Raw genomic sequence first — 18,316 nt, forward strand, 5'->3', positions numbered from 1 at the left:
TACGCGCATGGCGCACCAGCAGGCAGTCAAACTCCAACAGCAAGTTTTCAAAGCGCCACGGCCACCGCCGCCGTAGCAGCTTCCACCGCCGATGCCGTCAACAGCACCGGAATCGACTTCGACGTCGGCGTCCCCGCGCCATCCGCCACCGACGACAGCGGCACCAGCGGATTCGTCTCCGGATAGTAAGCGCCGAGGCAGCCGCGCGGAATGTCGTACTCGACGAGCAGAAAGCCGTCCACGCGTCGCTCGACTCCATCGGCCCACACGCTGGTGATGTCCACGCGTTGACCGGCCGCGAAACCCAGCATCGCGAGATCGTCCGGATTGGCGAACAGCACGCGCCGTTGTCCATAGACGCCGCGATAGCGGTCGTCGAGACCGTAGATCGTCGTGTTGTACTGATCGTGCGAGCGGGTGGTCATCAGCGTCATCAGGCGCTCGCCGTATTGCTGGCGGGCGAGATGAATCGGCGTGTCGAGCGCGATCGCGTGCGCGATGAACTGCGCCTTGCCGCTCGGCGTTTTCCACACCCGATCGCGCGACGCCACGCCGAGGTGAAAGCCGCCGGGTTTCTTCAGGCGCTCGTTGTAGTCGTCGAACCCGTCGATCACCTTCGCGATGCCGTCGCGAATCAGCGCATAGTTCGCCGCGTGCGCGAGCCAGTCGACCTTGCCGCTGCCGAGCGTCGCCTGCGCCATGCGCGCGACGATCGCTACTTCGGAGAGCAGATTATCCGACGCCGGTTTGTTCATCCCGTACGAGATGTGCACCATGCTCATTGAGTCCTCGACGCTGACGCCTTGCGCCACGCCGTTCTGCAGGTCGATTTCGGTACGCCCGAGGGTCGGCAGGATCAGCGCGTCGCGGCCGTGCACGAGGTGGCTGCGGTTGAGCTTCGTCGTCACGTGCACGGTCAGATCGCATGCGCGCATCGCGTCCCACGTGCGCGGCGTGTCCGGTGTCGCGATCGAGAAGTTGCCGCCGAGACCGATGAACACCTTCACCTTGCCGTCGAGCATCGCCTGAATCGTGTTGACGACGTCGAGCCCGTGTTCGCGCGGCGGCTCGAAATCGTAGGTCGCGCCGAGTTTGTCGAGAAACGCCTGGGTCGGCTTTTCCTCGATGCCGACCGTGCGGTCGCCCTGCACGTTCGAGTGGCCGCGCACCGGGCACAGCCCCGCGCCGCGCCGGCCGATATTGCCGCGCATCATCATCAGGTTCGACAGCAACTGCACGGTCGCGACCGAGTTCTTGTGCTGCGTGAGGCCCATGCCCCACGTCGAGATCACCGCGCGCCCCTTCACGTAGATGTCGGCGAGTTTCAGCACGTCGTCGAGCGGCACGCCTGCTTCGGCGACGATCGTGTCCCAGCGCTCGGCGCGCAGATCGTCGGCGAACGCGTCGAAGCCGACCGTATGTTCGGCGATGAAGTCGACGTCGAGCACGCGCGCGAGGCCCGACGCGAGCGCTTCGTCGTCGAGTTCGATCACGCGTTTGGCGACGCCCTTGATCAACGCGAAATCGCCGCCGACCTTCGGGCGGATGAACACGGAGCTGATCTTCGTGCCGTTCGGCGACAGCATGTCGAGCGCGTGCTGCGGGCTCGCGAAACGCTCAAGCCCGCGCTCCTTGAGCGGATTGATCGACACGATCGTCGCACCGCGCTTCGCGCATTCGCGCAGTTCGCCGAGCATGCGCGGATGGTTGGTGGCCGGATTCTGACCGAAGATCAGCAGCGTATCCGCGTGTTCGAAATCGTCGAGCGTGACCGTGCCCTTGCCGATGCCGACCGTGTGCGGCAGGCCACGACTGGTCGCCTCGTGACACATGTTCGAGCAGTCGGGGAAGTTGTTGGTGCCGTACATGCGCACGAACAGCTGATACAGGAACGCGGCTTCGTTGCTCGCGCGGCCCGACGTGTAGAACGCGGCGCGGTCCGGATCGTCGAGGCGCTTCAGATGACTCGCGATCAGCTCGAACGCTTCGTCCCAGCCGATCGGCACATAGCGGTCGCGCAGCGCATCGTAGACGAGCGGATCGGTCAGCCGGCCGTGCTGTTCGAGTTCGAAGTCGGATTGCGTCATCAGCTCGGCGACGCTGTGCTCCGCGAAGAACGCGGGCGTCACGCGCTTACCGGTCGCCTCGGCGGCCACCGCTTTCACGCCGTTCTCGCAGAACTCGAACGTCGACGCGTGCTCGCGATCTGGCCACGCGCAGCCGGGGCAGTCGAAACCGTCGGGCTGATTCTGCTTGAGCAGCGTGCGGTAGTTGCCGCCCGCGACCTTTTCCTTGAGCAGGTTGAGCGCGACGTATTTGAGCGCCCCCCAGCCGGCGGCGGGGTGCTTGTACGGCTCGATGCGGGCTTCGGGGCTGGATTCAGCGCGGACTTCGTGGTTCTTCATGAGGTGGCAATGGATGGAACGCGAGGGCTTGGCGAGCCGATGATCGCTAGCCTACTGTGTTCCTCAAAGCACATCGGATACAGAAAACCGGAAAGAACAGGAGTACAGTTGCGCAACGGCGCGACCGCACATTCGGGCGTGTGCCGACCCGACGCCGCTTCATCCGCTTCATCCAATTCGTTCGACCCACCGCCGATCCATCCCGCCAGCCGTGAAACTCTACGAAAAACTCGCCGACGAAATTACCGAAGCCGTGCGCCGCGGCGTATTCGCGGCCGGCGAGCGGATTGCGTCGGTGCGTCAGGCGAGCCAGCAGCACGGCGTCAGCATCAAGACCGTGCTGCACGCGTATGCGTTGCTGGAGAGCCGCGGCATCGTCGAGACGCGGCCGCAGTCGGGCTATTTCGTGCGCGACGCGGCTGCGAAGGCGCTCGCGCCGGCGTCCGCCGCGACGCGCGCGGGCCGCAAGTCCACGCCGCCGCAACCGGCGCCGGCCACCGTCGACGTGAGCCGGCTGGTGCTGTCGACGTTGCGCAGCATCCGCGCGCACGACGCCGTGCCGTTCGGCTCGCCGTATCCAGATCCGTCGCTGTTCCCGTGGCGGCGCATCAACCAGTACGCGAACGCGATCGCGCGGCGGCACGCGAGCTGGAACCTGATCGACGATCTGCCGCCCGGCAATCCGGAGTTGATCCGGCAGATCGCGCGGCGCTACGCGGAAAACGGCCTGCCGGTCGATCCGGGCGAGATCGTCATCACGCTCGGCGCGACCGAGGCGATCAACCTGAGCCTGCAGGCGGTCGCGAAGCCGGGCGACACGGTCGCGGTCGAGTCGCCGACCTACTACGCGATGCTGCACGCGATCGAGCGTCTCGGCATGCGCGCGATCGAGGTGACCACGCATCCGGTCGACGGCATCGACATCGACGCGCTCGCCACGGTGATCGCACGGCAGAAGATCGCCGCCTGCATGGTGATGCCGAACTTCCAGAATCCGCTCGGCTTTTGCATGTCCGACGAGCGCAAGCGCCAACTGGTCGAGCTGCTCGCCGCGCACGAGATTCCGGCGATCGAAAACGACGTCTACCAGGAGCTTTATTTCGGCGACACGCGGCCGTCGACGCTGAAGACCTTCGATAAAAACGGCCTCGTGCTGCACTGTGCGTCGTTTTCGAAGAGCCTGAGCGCGTCGTACCGGATCGGCTGGGCGTTGCCGGGGCGTTATCGCGCGCAGTTCGAGAAGCTGAAATTCCTGAACACGCTGACGACGCCGTCGGTGCCGCAGGTCGCGCTTGCCGATTATTTGCGCCAGGACGGCTACGATCGTCATCTGCGGCACTTGCGCCGCGTGTACCGGCAGCAGGCGAGCATCATGAGCGCGCTGGTGCTGCGCTTCTTTCCGGTCGGCACGCGCGTGTCGACGCCGCAAGGCGGCTACGTGCTGTGGGTCGAACTGCCAGCGCGGGTCGATGCGATGCGGCTGTATCAGGCGGCGCTTGCGCGCGGCATCACGGTCGGGCCGGGCATGATGTTTTCGACGCGCAACGACTATCGACACTTCATCCGCCTCAACTACAGCTATCCGTGGATCGCGCAGGCGGAGGCCGCGCTGAAGACGCTCGGCGAGCTGGTGACGGCGATGGCGTGAGGTTGGGCAGATGGATGGGCTGGATTGCTGGATATGAACGCAAGCGAACGAGGAGACCTGCATGAATGACGACGATGACTTCGATCCGCAGCTTGTCGCGATCCTCGCGCAATTGTGGCGCGCGCAGCGCGAGTCGCCGGGGCGTGAGTGGTCGCTCGCGAAGCTGTCGAAGCAGTCGGGCGTACCGATGAGCAGCTTGCGGCGGCAGTTGACGGCGCTCGCGGACGGCGGTCTGGTGAATACGCGGGTCAATGAGGATGGCACCGGCGTCGCCAGTCTCAGCGAGGTCGGCGAGGCGCTGTGCGCGGAGCTGTTCGGCGATGGCGGGGAGGGCGTGGTTGGCCTGGATGACGGTGACGAGGGGGAGGGCGGCGCGGGTGTCGCCGGCGATGGTTCAGAGCCGCCGCCGAGCGTGCACTGATACGCGTTTCACCTGGCGCCGGCTCATGGCGGCGTTGTTTCCGTTTGGGCTTGCGAGCTGGATAAACCACCGCCCACCACCGCTCCTAATAACGTCCAGCACTCGCCTGAATTTCCGCATCGGCAGCAGCCGCCGCCGACGTGTCTCGCGCGTCTAGCGTCGCCATGCCACAAAACCAGTCGCTCCCCGCCAGCCGATAGGTCCATTGACCGCCACGTTGCCCAATCACGCTCGCACATTGCTCATTGACAACAAGACCCGGATTGGCGGCCGTGCATTGCAGCGCGCGCGCATCGTTGCCGGTCGACGGCACCGCGTGGCGCGTGCCCATCGGCAAGCTCGCCAGCAACTGCTGCAATTCGTCGATGCGTGTCGCATACCATGCCAGCAAACACCCGGTATCGCGACAGTTTGCTTCGCGCCACGTCCATTTGCTGTCGCTGTCGTCGATAAAGGCGCGGCGCTGGGCGACCCGACGCCGCGCTTTCCAGTAGAGTTGGCCCAGCGTGTCGTCGAGCGCGGACAACGCCGGGTCGCCGCAGATCAGGCGTTCGGTCGGCGAGCGGCCGCGCTGGCAGTCGAAGCTCGTCGCGTCGGCGTACGGCGGCGCGAGCAGCAGTGCGGCGAGCAGAAGTGGGCGGAAAAGGTTCATGGGGTCCCGGCATTACGTCGATGATGGATGTCATCGATGATCGGTCGGTCGGGCGTCGTACGGACCCCCGAACAACGTGGCAGTTCGGTTGGGTCGTTACCAGATATTGCCGCGCGAAGCGTTTGTTGGCATGCGTCGTGCGTAAAACGGGCAGGTGGGCACGGCGGTGATGGAACGCCACGTGCGAAGGGCCGCGGAGCCGTAGTTCGGTTCGCATTTCGCCTGGTTCGCATGTCATATAACCGCCGCAGCGTCTATATATAAGAAGTAGGGGCACATAAGCGGCATGCGAACAACATCAGCAGGACCGAAGCAGCACAGACGCCGGCTAGCTCAAAAGCGGCTTTCAAAACGGGAGCAGGAATGAAACAAAAACTCGTGCTGGGTTTTTATTTTGCGGCGGGACTGATGGCGCTGCCCGCCGCGGCCAATGCGCAATCGCAGGCCTATACGACGAGTCGGGTCAACGTGCGCGCGGGTCCCGCATCCGACTACCCGATCGTCACGCAACTACCGGGCGGCGTCCCGGTGACAGTGATGGGCTGTCTCGGCAACTACCAGTGGTGCGACATCGCCGCGCCGAATCTGCGCGGCTGGGTGTATGCGTCGCGCCTCAGTTCGCCGTATCAAGGCGGCAACGTACCGCTGATGAACTACGGCGCCGCGATCGGTCTGCCGATCCTCGCGTTTTCGATCTCCGATTACTGGGGCAACTATTATCGCGGCCAGCCCTGGTACGGCCAGCAATCGCGCTGGTCGCACCATCGGCCGCCTCCGCCGCCGCGACCCGGCGCTGGGCATCCGCCGAACTGGCGGCCGCTGCCGGGGAATGTGGGCGGCCCGCCGGGCAATGTCGGCGGACGGCCGCCGGGTGGACCGCCTCCCGGTAACGTCGGCGGACGGCCTCCGGGCAACGTGGGTGGTCGGCCTCCCGGCAACGAAGGCGGCCGACCGCCTGGCAATGCCGGTGGACGTCCTCCCGGCGCGCAGCAGCCGGGCAATCCGGGCGGACGGCCACCGGGCGGCCCTCCGGGTAATGCCGACGGCGGCCGTCCTCCTGGCGGAGCACAAGGCGGCGGTGGCCGTCCCCCGGGCGGAGGCGCGCAGCAAGGCGGCGGTGGCCGTCCACCAGGTGGAGGCGCCCAGCAAGGCGGCGGTGGCCGTCCCCCGGGCGGAGGCACCCAGCAAGGTGGCGGTGGTCGGCCACCGGGCGGTGGTGCGCAGCAAGGTGGCGGCGGCAACCGTCCGCAAGGCGGCCCCCAAGGCGGCGGTGGTGGCGGCGGACCCCGTCCTCCGGGCGGCGGCAACAACTGAAACTGAAGCGGCGCCTACGCGCAGATGGCAGACTGGCGGGCAGAGGGAGCAAGCCCGCCAGCCGGCGTTGAGCCGTGCCTGAACGTCGTCAGCCCGCAGGCGCGGCCCGCTTGCCGCGAGTCGCCGATCACCGCCGTTTCCTGTCGACCGACGCTTGTCCGCTTCATCCCGTTACCCTTCGCACGTCGTGCGCTATGGATTTTTGAGATGAATTCGCGTAAACCCCGGTGCGCCGCGTACACTAACTTGCCGATGTCGGGTTGGGGGGGCGCATCCATGATGAGCGAAGCGACAACAAGTGGCACGACGGCAGCCGCGCCGGAAGGCGCTCGCTACCGGCCGGAGCGGGCCGAGGAGGTGCTCGCGTCCGAGCGCAGCGTATTGCGGCTGATCACCCGCAACACGCCGTTGCCCGAACTGCTCGACGAAGTCTGCCGCCGCGCCGAGGCGCTGCTCGGCGACGGCGCGTCCTGTTCGATCCTGCTGCTCGATCCCGACGGCCGTCATATGCACGTCGGCGGCGCGCCGTCGCTGCCGCCCGCGTTGAGCGCCGCGGTCGACGGCGCCGAGATCGGTCCGGGTATCGGCTCGTGCGGCACCGCGATGCACGAGCGGCGTCTCGTGATCGCCGACGACATCGAAACCGATCCGCTGTGGGAAAACTTCCGCCATCTCGCGTTGCCGTACGGTCTGCGCGCGTGCTGGTCGGTGCCGTTCGAGAACGACGTCGGCCTCGTGCTCGGCGCGTTCGCCGTCTATTACGGCACCGTGCGTCGTCCGACGCCCGAGGAAGAAACGCTGCTGCGCGACATCGGCAGCAGCGTCGGCCTCGCGGTCCATCAGGACACGATGGCGCAGCGCCTCGCGCATAGCGAGGAGCGGCATCGGCTGGTGGTCGATCATCTGAGCGAAGGCATCGTCGTGCAGTCGCGCACCGGCCTCGTGCTCGCCTGCAATCCGAGTGCGCAACGCATGCTGCGCGCGAGGCCGCAAATCGTCGGCTGCCATATCGATACGCTGATCTCCCGCGCGTTCAGCGAGGACGGCAGCCTGATCAACTACGGCGACCGCCCGGTCGTGCGGGTCTTCGCGACCGGCAAGTCGCTGCTCGGCGTGACGGTGGGCATTGAGCTGAGCGGCGGCGAGATCGTGTGGATCACCGAAAACGTTGTGCCGATCCTGCGGCCCGGCGAGAGCGAGCCCGACTCGGTGCTGATTTCGTTTTCCGACATTGGTCCGGTGCGCGAGGCGCAGCGCCAGCTGAAGTTTCTCGCCACCCGCGATTCGCTGACGGGCCTCTACAACCGCGCGTATGTGACCGAGCGGATGCGCGATCTGTTCGCGTCGCGCGATGCGGGGGACGGCAGCGGCGGATGCGCGAGCGTCGCCGTGCTGTTCGTCGATCTCGACGGCTTCAAGAAGGTCAACGATACCGCTGGCCACGAAGCCGGCGACACGCTGCTGTGCAGCGTCGCCGAGCGGCTGTCGGCCTGCGTCGGGCGCGGCGATACGCTCGCGCGCGTCGGCGGCGACGAATTCGTGATTCTCGCCAGCGCGTACGGCAACACCGGCGAGCTGATCGGGCTCGCGCACCGGATCCTCGACATGATCGCGGTGCCGTTCGCGGTGGCCGGCAACGAGTACTACCTGGGCGCGTCGATCGGCATCAGCCTGTTTCCCGAGGACGGTCTCGACGTCGCGACGCTGATGCGCAACGCCGACTCGGCGATGTATCACGCGAAGCAGCGCGGCCGCAACAACTTCCAGTTCTTCACCGCCGAGCTGAACCGGCATCTGCAGCGTCGCTTCACGATCGAGCAGTCGCTGCGGCGCGCGCTCGCCGCCGACGAGCTGAGCCTCGTATACCAGCCGATCGTCGACAGCCAGAGCGGCCTCACGATCGGCGCGGAGGCGCTCCTGCGCTGGTACAACAACGAGCTCGGCAACGTGTCACCCGGCGAATTCATCCCGGTTGCCGAGGACGCGGGGCTGATCGGCGAGATCGGCGACTGGGTGCTCGCGCACGCGTGCGAGCAGGTCGCGCAATGGCGGCGCACGCTCGCGCCGCATCTGATCGTCGCGGTGAATCTGTCGCCGCGGCAATTCAACGACGGGCTGCTCGAGCGCATCGAGCGCTGTCTCGTGCAGTCGGGGCTCGAGCCGGCCGCGCTCGAACTCGAGATCACCGAGCGTCTGCTGATGAGCGACAGCGACACCGTGCTGCCGATGCTGAGCGCGCTCAGCGCGATGGGCGTGCGCATCTCCGTCGACGACTTCGGCACTGGTTATTCGTCGCTGTCATATCTGAAGCGCTTTCCGCTACATAACCTGAAGATCGACCGGTCGTTTGTCGCCGGACTGCCCGATCATCGCGATTCGATCGCGATCACCCAGGCGGTCGTCGCGATGGCGCATTCGCTTGGCATGAACGTGACCGCGGAGGGCGTGGAGACGGCCGAGCAGGCGGCGTTTCTGCGCGCGATCGATTGCGACAAGCAGCAGGGCTATCTGTACAGCCGGCCGGTCGGCGCGAGCGCGTATGCGCGCCGGCTCTACGACGCGCGGGCGATCGGCATGGCGAAGGCGTCCTGAGCCGATTGTTTTAGCCGATTGTTCGGATTGCCGGACAACTGACTTCGCGACGCCGCTATTTATCGGCGGCGACGCGCTCCCTAGAATTGCTCCCATCGAAACGGTCAAGTGTGTGCGATGCCGAAGCGGCGTCGCGCGATGGGAGTCGTCATGTCGGAGTTGATCAGGAACCAGCTTTATCGGCCGTCGGTCGTGTTGCCGATGGTTGCGCTCATGCAGGTGATGGTGTCGCAGGATTTCAATCTCGGCCAGGTCGGCTGGGTGTTCGCCACGCGCGGTGCGCAGGCGGCGCTGCAGCGTTCGCGCGCGTTGATCTGCGCGGTTCACTGCCACGCGTGAGCTTGCCCGGAACGTAGCCGCTACGTAGGGGCCCCGTAGACAATCGACGAGGCACACCAGAAAGAAAGCGCCTACGCAATCGCGCATGGCAGCCCACGGCACAAAGCGTAAGATGCAACGACCTGCACCCAGTCCGGGAGAGTTGCCATGCCACAGCACTTCGACGCAGTCGTGATCGGTACCGGACAGGGCGGCTCGCCGCTCGCGGTACGCCTCGCCCGCAGCGGCCGGCAAACCGCGGTGATCGAGCGCGGCGATTTCGGCGGGACTTGCGTGAACGTCGGCTGCACGCCGACCAAATCGTATGTGGCGAGCGCCCGCGCGGCGCATGTCGCGCGTCATGCGGCCGAACTCGGCGTGCAGGTGGGCGGCTCGATTAGTGTCGATCTCGCGGCGGTCAAGGCGCGCAAGGACCGCATCATCGGCGAGTCGCGCAGCGGCGTCGAAAAATGGCTGCGCGGCACCTCGAACCTCACCGTATTCAATGGCCACGCGCGCTTCACCGGCGCGCACACGCTCGCGATTACCGGGCGCGACGGCCAGTTGCTGCAGGAACTCAGCGCCGACGAAATCTTCATCAATACCGGCACACGCGCGATCGTGCCGCCGCTCGACGGCCTGCAGCGGATTACGTATTACACCAACTCGTCGCTGCTCGAACTGACCGACTTGCCGGAGCATCTGGCGATCGTCGGCGGCAGCTATATCGCGCTCGAATTCGCGCAGGTGTTTCGCCGCTTCGGCTGCCGCGTGAGCGTGCTGGTGCGCGGCGAGCGCGTGCTCAATCGCGAGGATGCGGATTTCGCGGAGTCGGTGCAGAAGGTGCTCGCGCGCGACGGCGTCGAGTTTCATTTCGGCGTGCAGCCGACGCGCGTCGAGCCGCATCCGCATCGCGCGAACGACGTGTGCATCGGCTTCGAGCAGAACATTCCGGCGATGGAAGCCTCGCACCTGCTGCTGGCAACCGGCCGCGCGCCGAATACCGACGACCTCGGTCTCGACGCCGCCGGCATCGAGACCGACCGGCACGGGGTGATCGTCGTCGACGGCCAGTTGCGCACCAGCGTGAGCGGCGTGTGGGCGATCGGCGACGTCAACGGTCGCGGCGCGTTCACGCATACCTCCTACGACGATTACCAGATCGTCGCGGCGAACCTGCTCGACGGCGGCGCGCGCAGCGTCGACACGCGGATCATGGCGTACGCGGTGTTCGTCGATCCGCCGCTCGCGCGCGTCGGTCTGTCGGAGACGGAGGTGCGCGACAGTGGCCGCGACGCGCTGATCGCGACGATGCCGATGTCGCGCGTGGGCCGCGCGCGCGAGCGCGGCGAAACCGCCGGCTTCATGAAGGTGCTCGCCGACGCGCACAGCAAACAGATACTCGGCGCGGCGATTCACGGCATCGAAGGCGACGAGGCGATCCATACGTTCATCGACATCATGACGGCCGGCGCGCCGTACCCGACTTTGCAATACGCGATGCACGTGCATCCGACCATCAGCGAGCTGGTGCCGACGCTGCTCGACGGCTTGCAGCCGCTCAAGCGCTGATGAAGTCGCGCAGGTAGTTGCACAGGCTGTCGCGCATGCAGTCCCACACACGCGCGCCCGACAATACGACCATGTCACCTTCGCCGAAACAAGGCCGCCGCGGCGGTAATCTGTTCGTCTCCGTCGCCGGGCAGCAGACGGCACAGGCGACCGACGAGCAGTTCGACACGCTGATCGAGCAGGGCGGCGTGACGATCGAGCGGATCGTCTCGACCGGGCAGGCGAGCCCGGCCGGCTTCTGGTACGACAGCCCGCGCGCCGAATGGGTGGTGCTGCTGAGCGGCGCGGCGCTGCTCGAATTCGAGGGCGAGGCCGAGCCGCTGCGGATGGGACCCGGCGACCACGTGCTGATCGACGCCCATTGCCGCCATCGCGTCGCGTGGACCAGCGACACCGGGCCGAGCGTGTGGCTCGCCGTGTATTACCCGCGCGACACGACGGCCTGAGCGGGCCATGCGCATCGACAAAGCGTCGCGCGATCATCGATAATCGGCAGCGGCGCGGCCCGTGCGCCGCACGCGGGCGGGCTGTGCGCCCCACCGCATTCATCACCGGGACTCGCATGGGCAAGGGACGCGTCGAAGCCTTCAGCGATGGCGTAATCGCCATCATCATCACGATCATGGTGCTCGAACTGAAGGTGCCCGAGGGCCACGATCTCGCGGCGCTGCGCCCGGTCGTGCCGGTGTTCTGCGCGTACGTGCTGAGCTTCATCTACGTCGGCATCTACTGGAACAACCACCATCACATGTTCCATGCGGTGCAGAAGGTCAACGGCCGCGTGCTGTGGGCGAACCTGCATCTGCTGTTCTGGCTGTCGCTGCTGCCGGCCGTCACGCACTGGATCGGCGAGACCCATCTGGCCGCGTGGCCGACCGCGACCTACGGCATCGTGCTGTTCATGTCGGCCATCGCGTACTTCATCCTGATCCATGCGCTGATCGCTATGCACGGCCGGGACTCGACGATCGCCCGAGCGATCGGCAGCGACGTCAAGGGCAAGGTCTCCGTCGTCATCTATCTGATCGGGATCGCGCTCGCGTTCGTGATGCCGTGGGCGTCGGCCGCGCTGTATGCGCTCACCGCCGCGTGGTGGCTGGTGCCGGACCGGCGTATCGAACACCTGCTGGAAGCCTGAGCGTGCTGCTTGCGCTGAAGCTCGTGCTGGTGCCGGCCTTTCTGGCCGCGCTGACGTTCGCCGCGCGCGCGTGGGGGCCGTCGGTGGCGGGCTGGCTCGCCGGGCTGCCGGTCGTCGCCGGACCGATCGTGCTGCTGCTCGCGCTCGAGCGCGGGCCGGCGTTCGCGGCACAGGCCTCGGTGGCGTCGATTGCGGCGATCGCCGCGTCCGAAGCGTTCAATCTCGCGTACGCGTGGACCTGTCGGCGAACGGACTGGCCGCTGGCGTTGCTGGCGGGCAGCGCCGGCTGGTTCGGCGCGGCGCTGCTGCTGGTGCGACTGCCGGGCGGGCCCGGCTGGGCGGCGGTGGCGGCTGTCGTGGTGGCGGGTGCGGCCGTCGCGGTCTCGCAGAACGGCTTGCCGCGCGTGACGGGGCCGGTGCCGGCGGTGCGCGTCGGCGGTATCGATCTGGCCGTGCGGATGCTTGCCGGCGCGCTGCTGACGCTTGCGGTGACGGCGGTCTCGGCATCGCTGGGCGCGGCGTGGAGCGGCGTGCTGTCGGTGTTTCCGTTGCTGGGCAGCGTGCTCGCGGTATCGGCGCAGCGCGCGCATGGGGCCGATTTCGTCGCGTTGCTGATGCGGGGGATGGTGGTCGGACGTGGCTCGTTCGCGGCGTTCTTCGCGGTGACGGCGGCGCTGCTGCCGCAACACGGCGTGGCGATGAGCTTTGGATGCGCGGCGGCGGTGTCGGTCGTCGTGCAGGGGCTGACGCGGCGGATGCTCGACGCGCAGCGACAGGCGCGGGTGGCCTCGCGCGAACTGGCCGGGTCGCGGGTGGAGTAAGAGCGCGGCTGGCCGAATCCGATTTCTGATTACATGACTGTGCGCACTTCGTCTTCGTCCATCGCTCGGATCGGCTTGATCTCCGATACGCACAACCTCGTGCGTCCCGAGGCGCTGCGCTATCTCGACGGCTGCGACGCGATCATCCACGCCGGCGATATCTGCAAGCCCGACGTGCTCGACGCGCTCGCGCGGATCGCGCCGGTCACGGCCGTGCGCGGCAACAACGATACCGGCGACTGGGCCGCGTCGCTGCCGACGCATGCGCGGCTGACCGTGCAGCAGGTGACGATCCTCGTCGTGCACGACCTCGCCGAGCTCGGTTGCGTGCCGCGCGACGAAGGCATCCGCGTGGTGGTGAGCGGCCATTCGCACAAGCCGTCGATCGATGAGCGCGACGGCGTGCTGTTCGTCAATCCGGGCAGCGCGGGGCCGCGGCGTTTCAAGTTGCCGATATGCGCGGGCCGGCTGGTGATCGAAGGTGCGCAGGTCAGTGCGAGTTTCGACGCGTTGCTGGCGTGACAATAAAAAACGGGCCGGCGAAATTTCGCCGGCCCGTTTTGCGTTGGAGCGTGTGAGTGGGGCGTGGTGCCTAGGGAGAGGCCAACGCGAGCCGCTGTGCGGCACAGTCGCGCGGCATTCGCGTGATGGCGTGCGATGTCGCCTGCACGAGCGCGTCGCGCGCCGACCTGCATCGCTTGCGCCGGGTTGCCGCCGGATGGCGAGCGCCAGCGCTTCGGCGCGGATCGGCTTGACGTTATCGCCTCAAGCGCGCGCCGTTGCCGCGTAGCGCTCGTCCATCTCTTCGGCTTCGCGCTCGCCGCGCAGCACAGCATGCGCCTCGGCGCGTGTCGCGACACACGGTGCCGAGCCGAGCAGCGGCTTGCGCGCGGTTTCGCGCAGCGCGAGCACCGACACGATACCGATCAGCGATGCGCCCATCAGGTAGTACGCGGGCATCATCAGATTGCCGGTACGGTCGACCAGCCAGGCGGTCACGAGCGGCGTGGTCCCACCGAACAGCGACACCGAGATATTGAAGCCGATCGCGAGCGCGCCGTAGCGGATCCGGGTCGGGAACAGCGCCGGCAGCGCCGACGGCATCACGCCGGTAAAGCACGACAGCAGCACGCCGAGAATCATCAGACCGCCGAACACCGGCAGCATCGTGCCCATGCGGATCAGCAGCAGCGCCGGGATCGACAGCACAAAGAGGCCCACGCAGCCGAACAGCATCACCGGCTTGCGGCCGATGGTGTCGGACAGATGGCCGGCGGCGAGCGTCATCGGCATCATGAGGACCATCACGATCAGCACGAGGAACAGGCCGTGCGTTTCGTTGAAGTGCAGCGTCGCCGACAGGTAGCTCGGCAGGTACGACAGCGCCATGTAGTCGGTCACGTTGAAGATCAGCACGAGGCCGACGCACAGCAGCAGCGGCTTCCATTGCTGCGCGAGCAACTGACTGAACGACTGCTTCGGCACCGCGCGATCTTCCGCTTCACGCTCCTCGGCCTGCTTCCTGAACGCGGGCGTTTCCTCGAGCTTCATGCGGATGTAGAGACCGATCAGCCCCAGCGGACCGGCGATCAGGAACGGCACGCGCCAGCCCCATGACAGCAGCGCGTCGGTCGAGAGCAGCGCGGTCAGCAGTGCGACCGTGCCCGCGCCGAGCACGTAGCCGATCAGTGTGCCGAACTCGAGGAAGCTGCCCATGAAGCCACGGCGCTTGTCGGTCGAGAATTCCGCGATGAAGGTCGCCGCGCCGCCGTATTCGCCGCCAGTCGAGAAACCTTGCACCAGACGCGCGACCAGCAACAGGACCGGCGCGAGAATGCCGATCGTCGCGTAGTCGGGGATCAGGCCGATCGCGAAGGTGCCGAGCGCCATCATGATCATCGTCATCGCCAGCACGCGCTGACGGCCGATGCGGTCGCCGAGCGGGCCGAACACCATGCCGCCGATCGGCCGCACCAGGAACGCCGCGGCGAACGTGCCGAAGGTCGCGATCAGCTGCGCCGACGGGCTCGACGACGGGAAGAACACCTTGCCGAGCGTGACCGCGATATAGCTGTACACGCCGAAATCGAACCACTCCATTGCGTTGCCGAGCGCCATCGCGCCGACGGCCCGTTTCAGGAGGGATTGGTCGACGACGGTGATGTCGTCGAGGGAAAGGCGTTGTTCTTGTTGGTTGTGTCGCCAGAAGCCGTTGCTGGAAGCGGTCAAGGTTAAAGCTCCAATGACTGCGACGAAACTCGTGATGCGTTCCGCCACGGTTGCTGGGAAGTGCAATTTCGTGAGCAAGGCGAGGGCGTCCACGGCACCGGTGACCTGGTGGCGGAACGGAGGGCGCAAGGAAAAAACAACGCCCGTGCCTCGCGACCTTGTCGCGAAAGAACACTCGTCTAGGTTGTGCTGACTGTTGCATCTGCGTGGCCGTGGAAGGGGGGCAGATGCATGAAGGACGCGAGGTGGCCGGAGGCTCGACCCAGCGCCGCTGGAAGGCTTGAAACGAAAAAGGCCGGTCTTGAATTTGCCGCTAACGCGGGGAAACGACCGACGAGCCTTCTTGTTTAAAAACAGCTCGATTCAGGTTGGCTTACGGGGCGCATTAGGCCTGCGCATTGGGCCCGGTTAGTCAGCTTGAAGCGAACGCGAATGAAGGTGAATTGCTGTTGAAACGACGCACATGTTAGCACGATGACCGAGGATCGCGCAAACCCGACTTTAGAGATGTCCCCGCCGATACCGCTCAATCCACTGCGGGGCGGGGGATTCGGCGGGGTCGGAACATGTTTGAGAAAGGACCATTTAGAACATTTCCGAAGCGGTTTTCGGGCCTGGATAAGTGGGTTTTCAGCGCGAATGACGGGGGTGATCGAGGCGGGGATGGGAGGGTGGTCGAACGACTGTCCGGACGAAAAAAATCCGCGCTCGCGGCGCGGATTTTGGGGCGTTCGGGCAGGACGACGCTTCATGTTGCGGCGCGCCCCTGCCTTCGCCTTCACTCACGAAGACAGTCTGGCGACTGTCTCCTATAGCGGTCAGGCAGCTCAGGCCGACGGCGGCACGTAGCCCGATGCGGTATCCGCGCCTTCGCCGAAGAAGAACTTTTCGGTCTGCTTCATCAGGTACTGGCGCGCGCGCGGATCGGCCATGTTCAGGCGGTTTTCGTTGATCAGCATGGTCTGCTGCTTCAACCAGTCTTGCCAGGCTTCCTTCGAAATGCTTTCGTATATCCGCTTGCCGAGTTCGCCCGGCAGCGGCGGGAAATCGAGGCCTTCGGCTTCCTTGCCGAGCTTTGCGCATTGAACCATACGAGTCATGCTGTGCTTCTCCTTTAATCGATGTGGGGCGGACAGTCGCCTGATCAGACCGGAGGTGCGGCCGATCAGTGGCGCGCTCAAAGCTGTTTCATCAGCACGAGCGACTTGCGCTGCCAGTTATAGAGTCGGCGGCGGTCTTCGGGCAGGTCGTCGACCGTGACCTTGACGAAGCCGCGCTTGAGGAACCAGTGTTCGGTGCGCGTGGTGAGCACGAAAATGCGCGTGAGGCCGCGTGCGCGGGCGCGCTGCTCGATGCGCTTGAGCAGGCGCTCGCCGTCGCCGGTGCCTTGCGCTTCGGGCGCGACCGTCAGGCATGCCATCTCGCCGATGCGCTCCTGCGGATACGGATACAGCGCCGCGCAGCCGAACAGCACGCCGTCGTGCTCGATCACCGAGAAATGGTCGATGTCGCGCTCGATCTGGTGCCGGTCGCGCCGCACCAGCGTACCGTCCGCCTCGAGCGGCTCGATCAGCGAGAGGATGCCGCCGACGTCGTCCGGCGTCGCTTCGCGCAGGCTTTCCAGATTCTCGTACGAGATCATCGTGCCGACGCCGTCGTGCAGGAACAGCTCCAGCAGCAGGCTGCCGTCGAGCGCATACGGGATGATGTGCGCGCGCGGCACGCCGCCGCGGCAGGCGCGGATCGAATGCTTGAGATAGAACGCGGCGTCGCCGGTGACTTCGCCACTTTCGTGCAGCTTGTAGGCGTCGTCGAGCGACAGTTCGCGGATCAGATCGACGCCTTCGTCGCCGGTGTCCATCAGGCCCGGCGTTTCGGTCAGGAACACGATCTTGTCCGCGCGCAGCGCAATGGCGGCGGCCGACGCCACGTCTTCCATCGACAGATTGAACGCTTCGCCGGTCGGCGAGAAGCCCAGCGGCGACAGCAGCACCAGCTTGCGGCTCGCGAGCGAATGGCGAATCGAATCCGCGTCGATCTTGCGCACGAGGCCCGTGTGCTGGAAGTCGACGCCGTCCAGAATGCCGACCGGGCGCGCGGTCACGAAGTTACCGGACACGACGCTGATGTGCGCGTGCGCCATCGGCGTGTTCGGCAGACCCTGGCTGATCGCGGCCTCGATGTCCAGACGCACTTCGCCGGCGGCTTCCTTCGCGGATTCGAGCGCGCGGGCGTCGGTAATGCGCATGCCGTGCGAAAACTCCGACTCGACGCCGTGCAGGCTCATCTGCTCCTCGACCTGCGGGCGCGAACCATGCACCAGCACGATCTGGATACCCATGGCCTGCAGCAGCGCGATGTCCGACACGAGCGCATTCAGTAGCCCCTGGTGCACCACTTCGCCGCCGAAACCGACGACGAACGTCTTGTTGCGGAACGCGTGGATATACGGTGCGACGGAACGCATCCAGTCGACGAATTGCGCGTGCTGGGCGAGGGTTTCCGGCGAGTCGGCGGGGGCCGGAACGCTCGCGGGCGCGGGGACGAGGTCGGTTTGGGAATTCATGCCGGGGATTATAATGCGCCCCCATGTCGAATGTACCCAAAAGTCCCGCTGGGGCGAACGAGAAACCGGCGCCGGCCGCCGATCAGACGAACCCCGGCACCGCGCCCCGCAACCCGGCGCAGGGCACCGAGTCCAACCCGCCGCGCGCAGCGCGCGAGCGGTCTGCCGCGTCGCTGTCCTCGCAGTTGTCCGACCTGAAAAACAACCTCGTGCTTGCGCGCGGCGCCGATCGACCGCTGACGGGCGGCGCGGCGAAGTACGCCGATGTCGGCGGGCAGGCTGGGAAGGCGGCGGATGTTGCGAAGGTTGTGCCGGCTGCGGTTGCGGCTGATGCTGTTGCTGCTGCGGCGGCGGCCCAGGCTCAAGCCCCGGCGGAGAAGACGCGGCGCGATGGCGGCCGTGGAGTTGAGCACAACGGCGGGCGAGCGCAAGGTGGGCAGGCGCGGCATGCGTCGGAAGTGCCTGCGCAAAAGTCTCCCGCTGCGGCTGTGAATGAGCGCGGCGGGCAGCGTCACGAGCGCCGGGATGAGGGCGATCAGCGGCGGCGTGAGATGCGTGAACCGATGCGTGAACCGATACATGAGCCACGCAAAACGCACGAAGTGCGGGAGCCGCGCGGAGCCACCGAGTCCCGCAAACC

At 66.5% G+C, this 18,316-nt stretch carries 16 protein-coding genes; 10 read left to right on the forward strand and 6 right to left on the reverse strand.

Features of this window, described 5'->3' with window-relative positions; all coding sequences use genetic code 11:
• Nucleotides 1-47: 47 nt before the first annotated feature.
• Nucleotides 48-2,405: an FdhF/YdeP family oxidoreductase gene (locus tag HHL14_RS02860; protein WP_169496046.1), complete on the reverse strand. Its 2,358-nt coding sequence runs from the start codon at nt 2,403-2,405 to the stop codon at nt 48-50.
• Between the two features lie 211 nt (nt 2,406-2,616).
• Here HHL14_RS02860 and HHL14_RS02865 point away from each other — a divergent pair, with 211 nt between their 5' ends.
• Nucleotides 2,617-4,053, forward strand: a complete 1,437-nt coding sequence (locus HHL14_RS02865; RefSeq protein WP_169496047.1) for an aminotransferase-like domain-containing protein — start codon at nt 2,617-2,619, stop codon at nt 4,051-4,053.
• Between the two features lie 61 nt (nt 4,054-4,114).
• The gene (locus tag HHL14_RS02870; RefSeq protein ID WP_169496048.1) at nt 4,115-4,474 is read left to right on the forward strand and encodes a helix-turn-helix domain-containing protein; all 360 of its coding nucleotides are present in this window, start codon (nt 4,115-4,117) and stop codon (nt 4,472-4,474) included.
• Nucleotides 4,475-4,559: 85 nt separating this feature from the next.
• Here the strand turns inward: HHL14_RS02870 and HHL14_RS02875 are convergent, their stop codons facing one another.
• A complete protein-coding gene (locus HHL14_RS02875) occupies nt 4,560-5,126 on the reverse strand; it encodes a lysozyme inhibitor LprI family protein (protein ID WP_169496049.1) in 567 nt (188 codons plus the stop codon).
• 363 nt (nt 5,127-5,489) lie between these two features.
• On the opposite strand from HHL14_RS02875, the gene HHL14_RS02880 reads away from it, so the two are divergent.
• The 8 genes from HHL14_RS02880 (at nt 5,490) to HHL14_RS02915 (ending at nt 13,403) form a co-directional block, all read left to right on the forward strand.
• Nucleotides 5,490-6,440, forward strand: a complete 951-nt coding sequence (locus tag HHL14_RS02880; protein WP_169496050.1) for an SH3 domain-containing protein — start codon at nt 5,490-5,492, stop codon at nt 6,438-6,440.
• A 276-nt stretch (nt 6,441-6,716) separates the two neighbouring features.
• Nucleotides 6,717-9,032, forward strand: a complete 2,316-nt coding sequence (locus tag HHL14_RS02885) for a putative bifunctional diguanylate cyclase/phosphodiesterase (protein ID WP_169496051.1) — start codon at nt 6,717-6,719, stop codon at nt 9,030-9,032.
• Nucleotides 9,033-9,182: 150 nt separating this feature from the next.
• Nucleotides 9,183-9,371, forward strand: coding sequence for a hypothetical protein (locus tag HHL14_RS02890; RefSeq protein WP_169496052.1), 189 nt, complete (start codon nt 9,183-9,185; stop codon nt 9,369-9,371).
• A 147-nt stretch (nt 9,372-9,518) separates the two neighbouring features.
• Nucleotides 9,519-10,922, forward strand: a complete 1,404-nt coding sequence (locus HHL14_RS02895) for an FAD-containing oxidoreductase (protein ID WP_169496053.1) — start codon at nt 9,519-9,521, stop codon at nt 10,920-10,922.
• A gap of 71 nt (nt 10,923-10,993) precedes the next feature.
• Nucleotides 10,994-11,368: a cupin domain-containing protein gene (locus HHL14_RS02900; protein WP_169496295.1), complete on the forward strand. Its 375-nt coding sequence runs from the start codon at nt 10,994-10,996 to the stop codon at nt 11,366-11,368.
• 116 nt (nt 11,369-11,484) lie between these two features.
• Nucleotides 11,485-12,060 carry a TMEM175 family protein gene (locus HHL14_RS02905; RefSeq protein WP_169496054.1) on the forward strand — a complete coding sequence of 192 codons (576 nt, stop codon included), beginning with the start codon at nt 11,485-11,487 and terminating at the stop codon, nt 12,058-12,060.
• A 5-nt stretch (nt 12,061-12,065) separates the two neighbouring features.
• Entirely contained in the window at nt 12,066-12,881 is an 816-nt protein-coding gene (locus HHL14_RS02910) for a hypothetical protein (RefSeq protein ID WP_169496296.1), read from the forward strand.
• A 33-nt stretch (nt 12,882-12,914) separates the two neighbouring features.
• On the forward strand, nt 12,915-13,403 hold the full coding sequence (locus tag HHL14_RS02915) for a metallophosphoesterase family protein (RefSeq protein WP_169496055.1): 489 nt from the start codon (nt 12,915-12,917) through the stop codon (nt 13,401-13,403).
• A gap of 243 nt (nt 13,404-13,646) precedes the next feature.
• Here the strand turns inward: HHL14_RS02915 and proP are convergent, their stop codons facing one another.
• The 4 genes from proP to HHL14_RS02935 all read right to left on the reverse strand — a co-directional run bounded on the left by proP (nt 13,647) and on the right by HHL14_RS02935 (nt 18,257).
• The gene (gene proP, locus HHL14_RS02920) at nt 13,647-15,110 is read right to left on the reverse strand and encodes a glycine betaine/L-proline transporter ProP (protein WP_169496056.1); all 1,464 of its coding nucleotides are present in this window, start codon (nt 15,108-15,110) and stop codon (nt 13,647-13,649) included.
• An 827-nt stretch (nt 15,111-15,937) separates the two neighbouring features.
• Entirely contained in the window at nt 15,938-16,210 is a 273-nt protein-coding gene (locus tag HHL14_RS02925; RefSeq protein ID WP_169496057.1) for an oxidative damage protection protein, read from the reverse strand.
• Between the two features lie 77 nt (nt 16,211-16,287).
• Nucleotides 16,288-17,676, reverse strand: a complete 1,389-nt coding sequence (gene argA, locus HHL14_RS02930) for an amino-acid N-acetyltransferase (protein WP_169496058.1) — start codon at nt 17,674-17,676, stop codon at nt 16,288-16,290.
• Between the two features lie 8 nt (nt 17,677-17,684).
• Nucleotides 17,685-18,257, reverse strand: coding sequence for a hypothetical protein (locus HHL14_RS02935; protein WP_169496059.1), 573 nt, complete (start codon nt 18,255-18,257; stop codon nt 17,685-17,687).
• Between the last annotated feature and the right edge of the window lie 59 nt (nt 18,258-18,316).

It is taken from the genome of Paraburkholderia antibiotica (genome assembly GCF_012927125.1).
GTDB classification, from domain to species: Bacteria; Pseudomonadota; Gammaproteobacteria; order Burkholderiales; family Burkholderiaceae; genus Paraburkholderia; species Paraburkholderia antibiotica.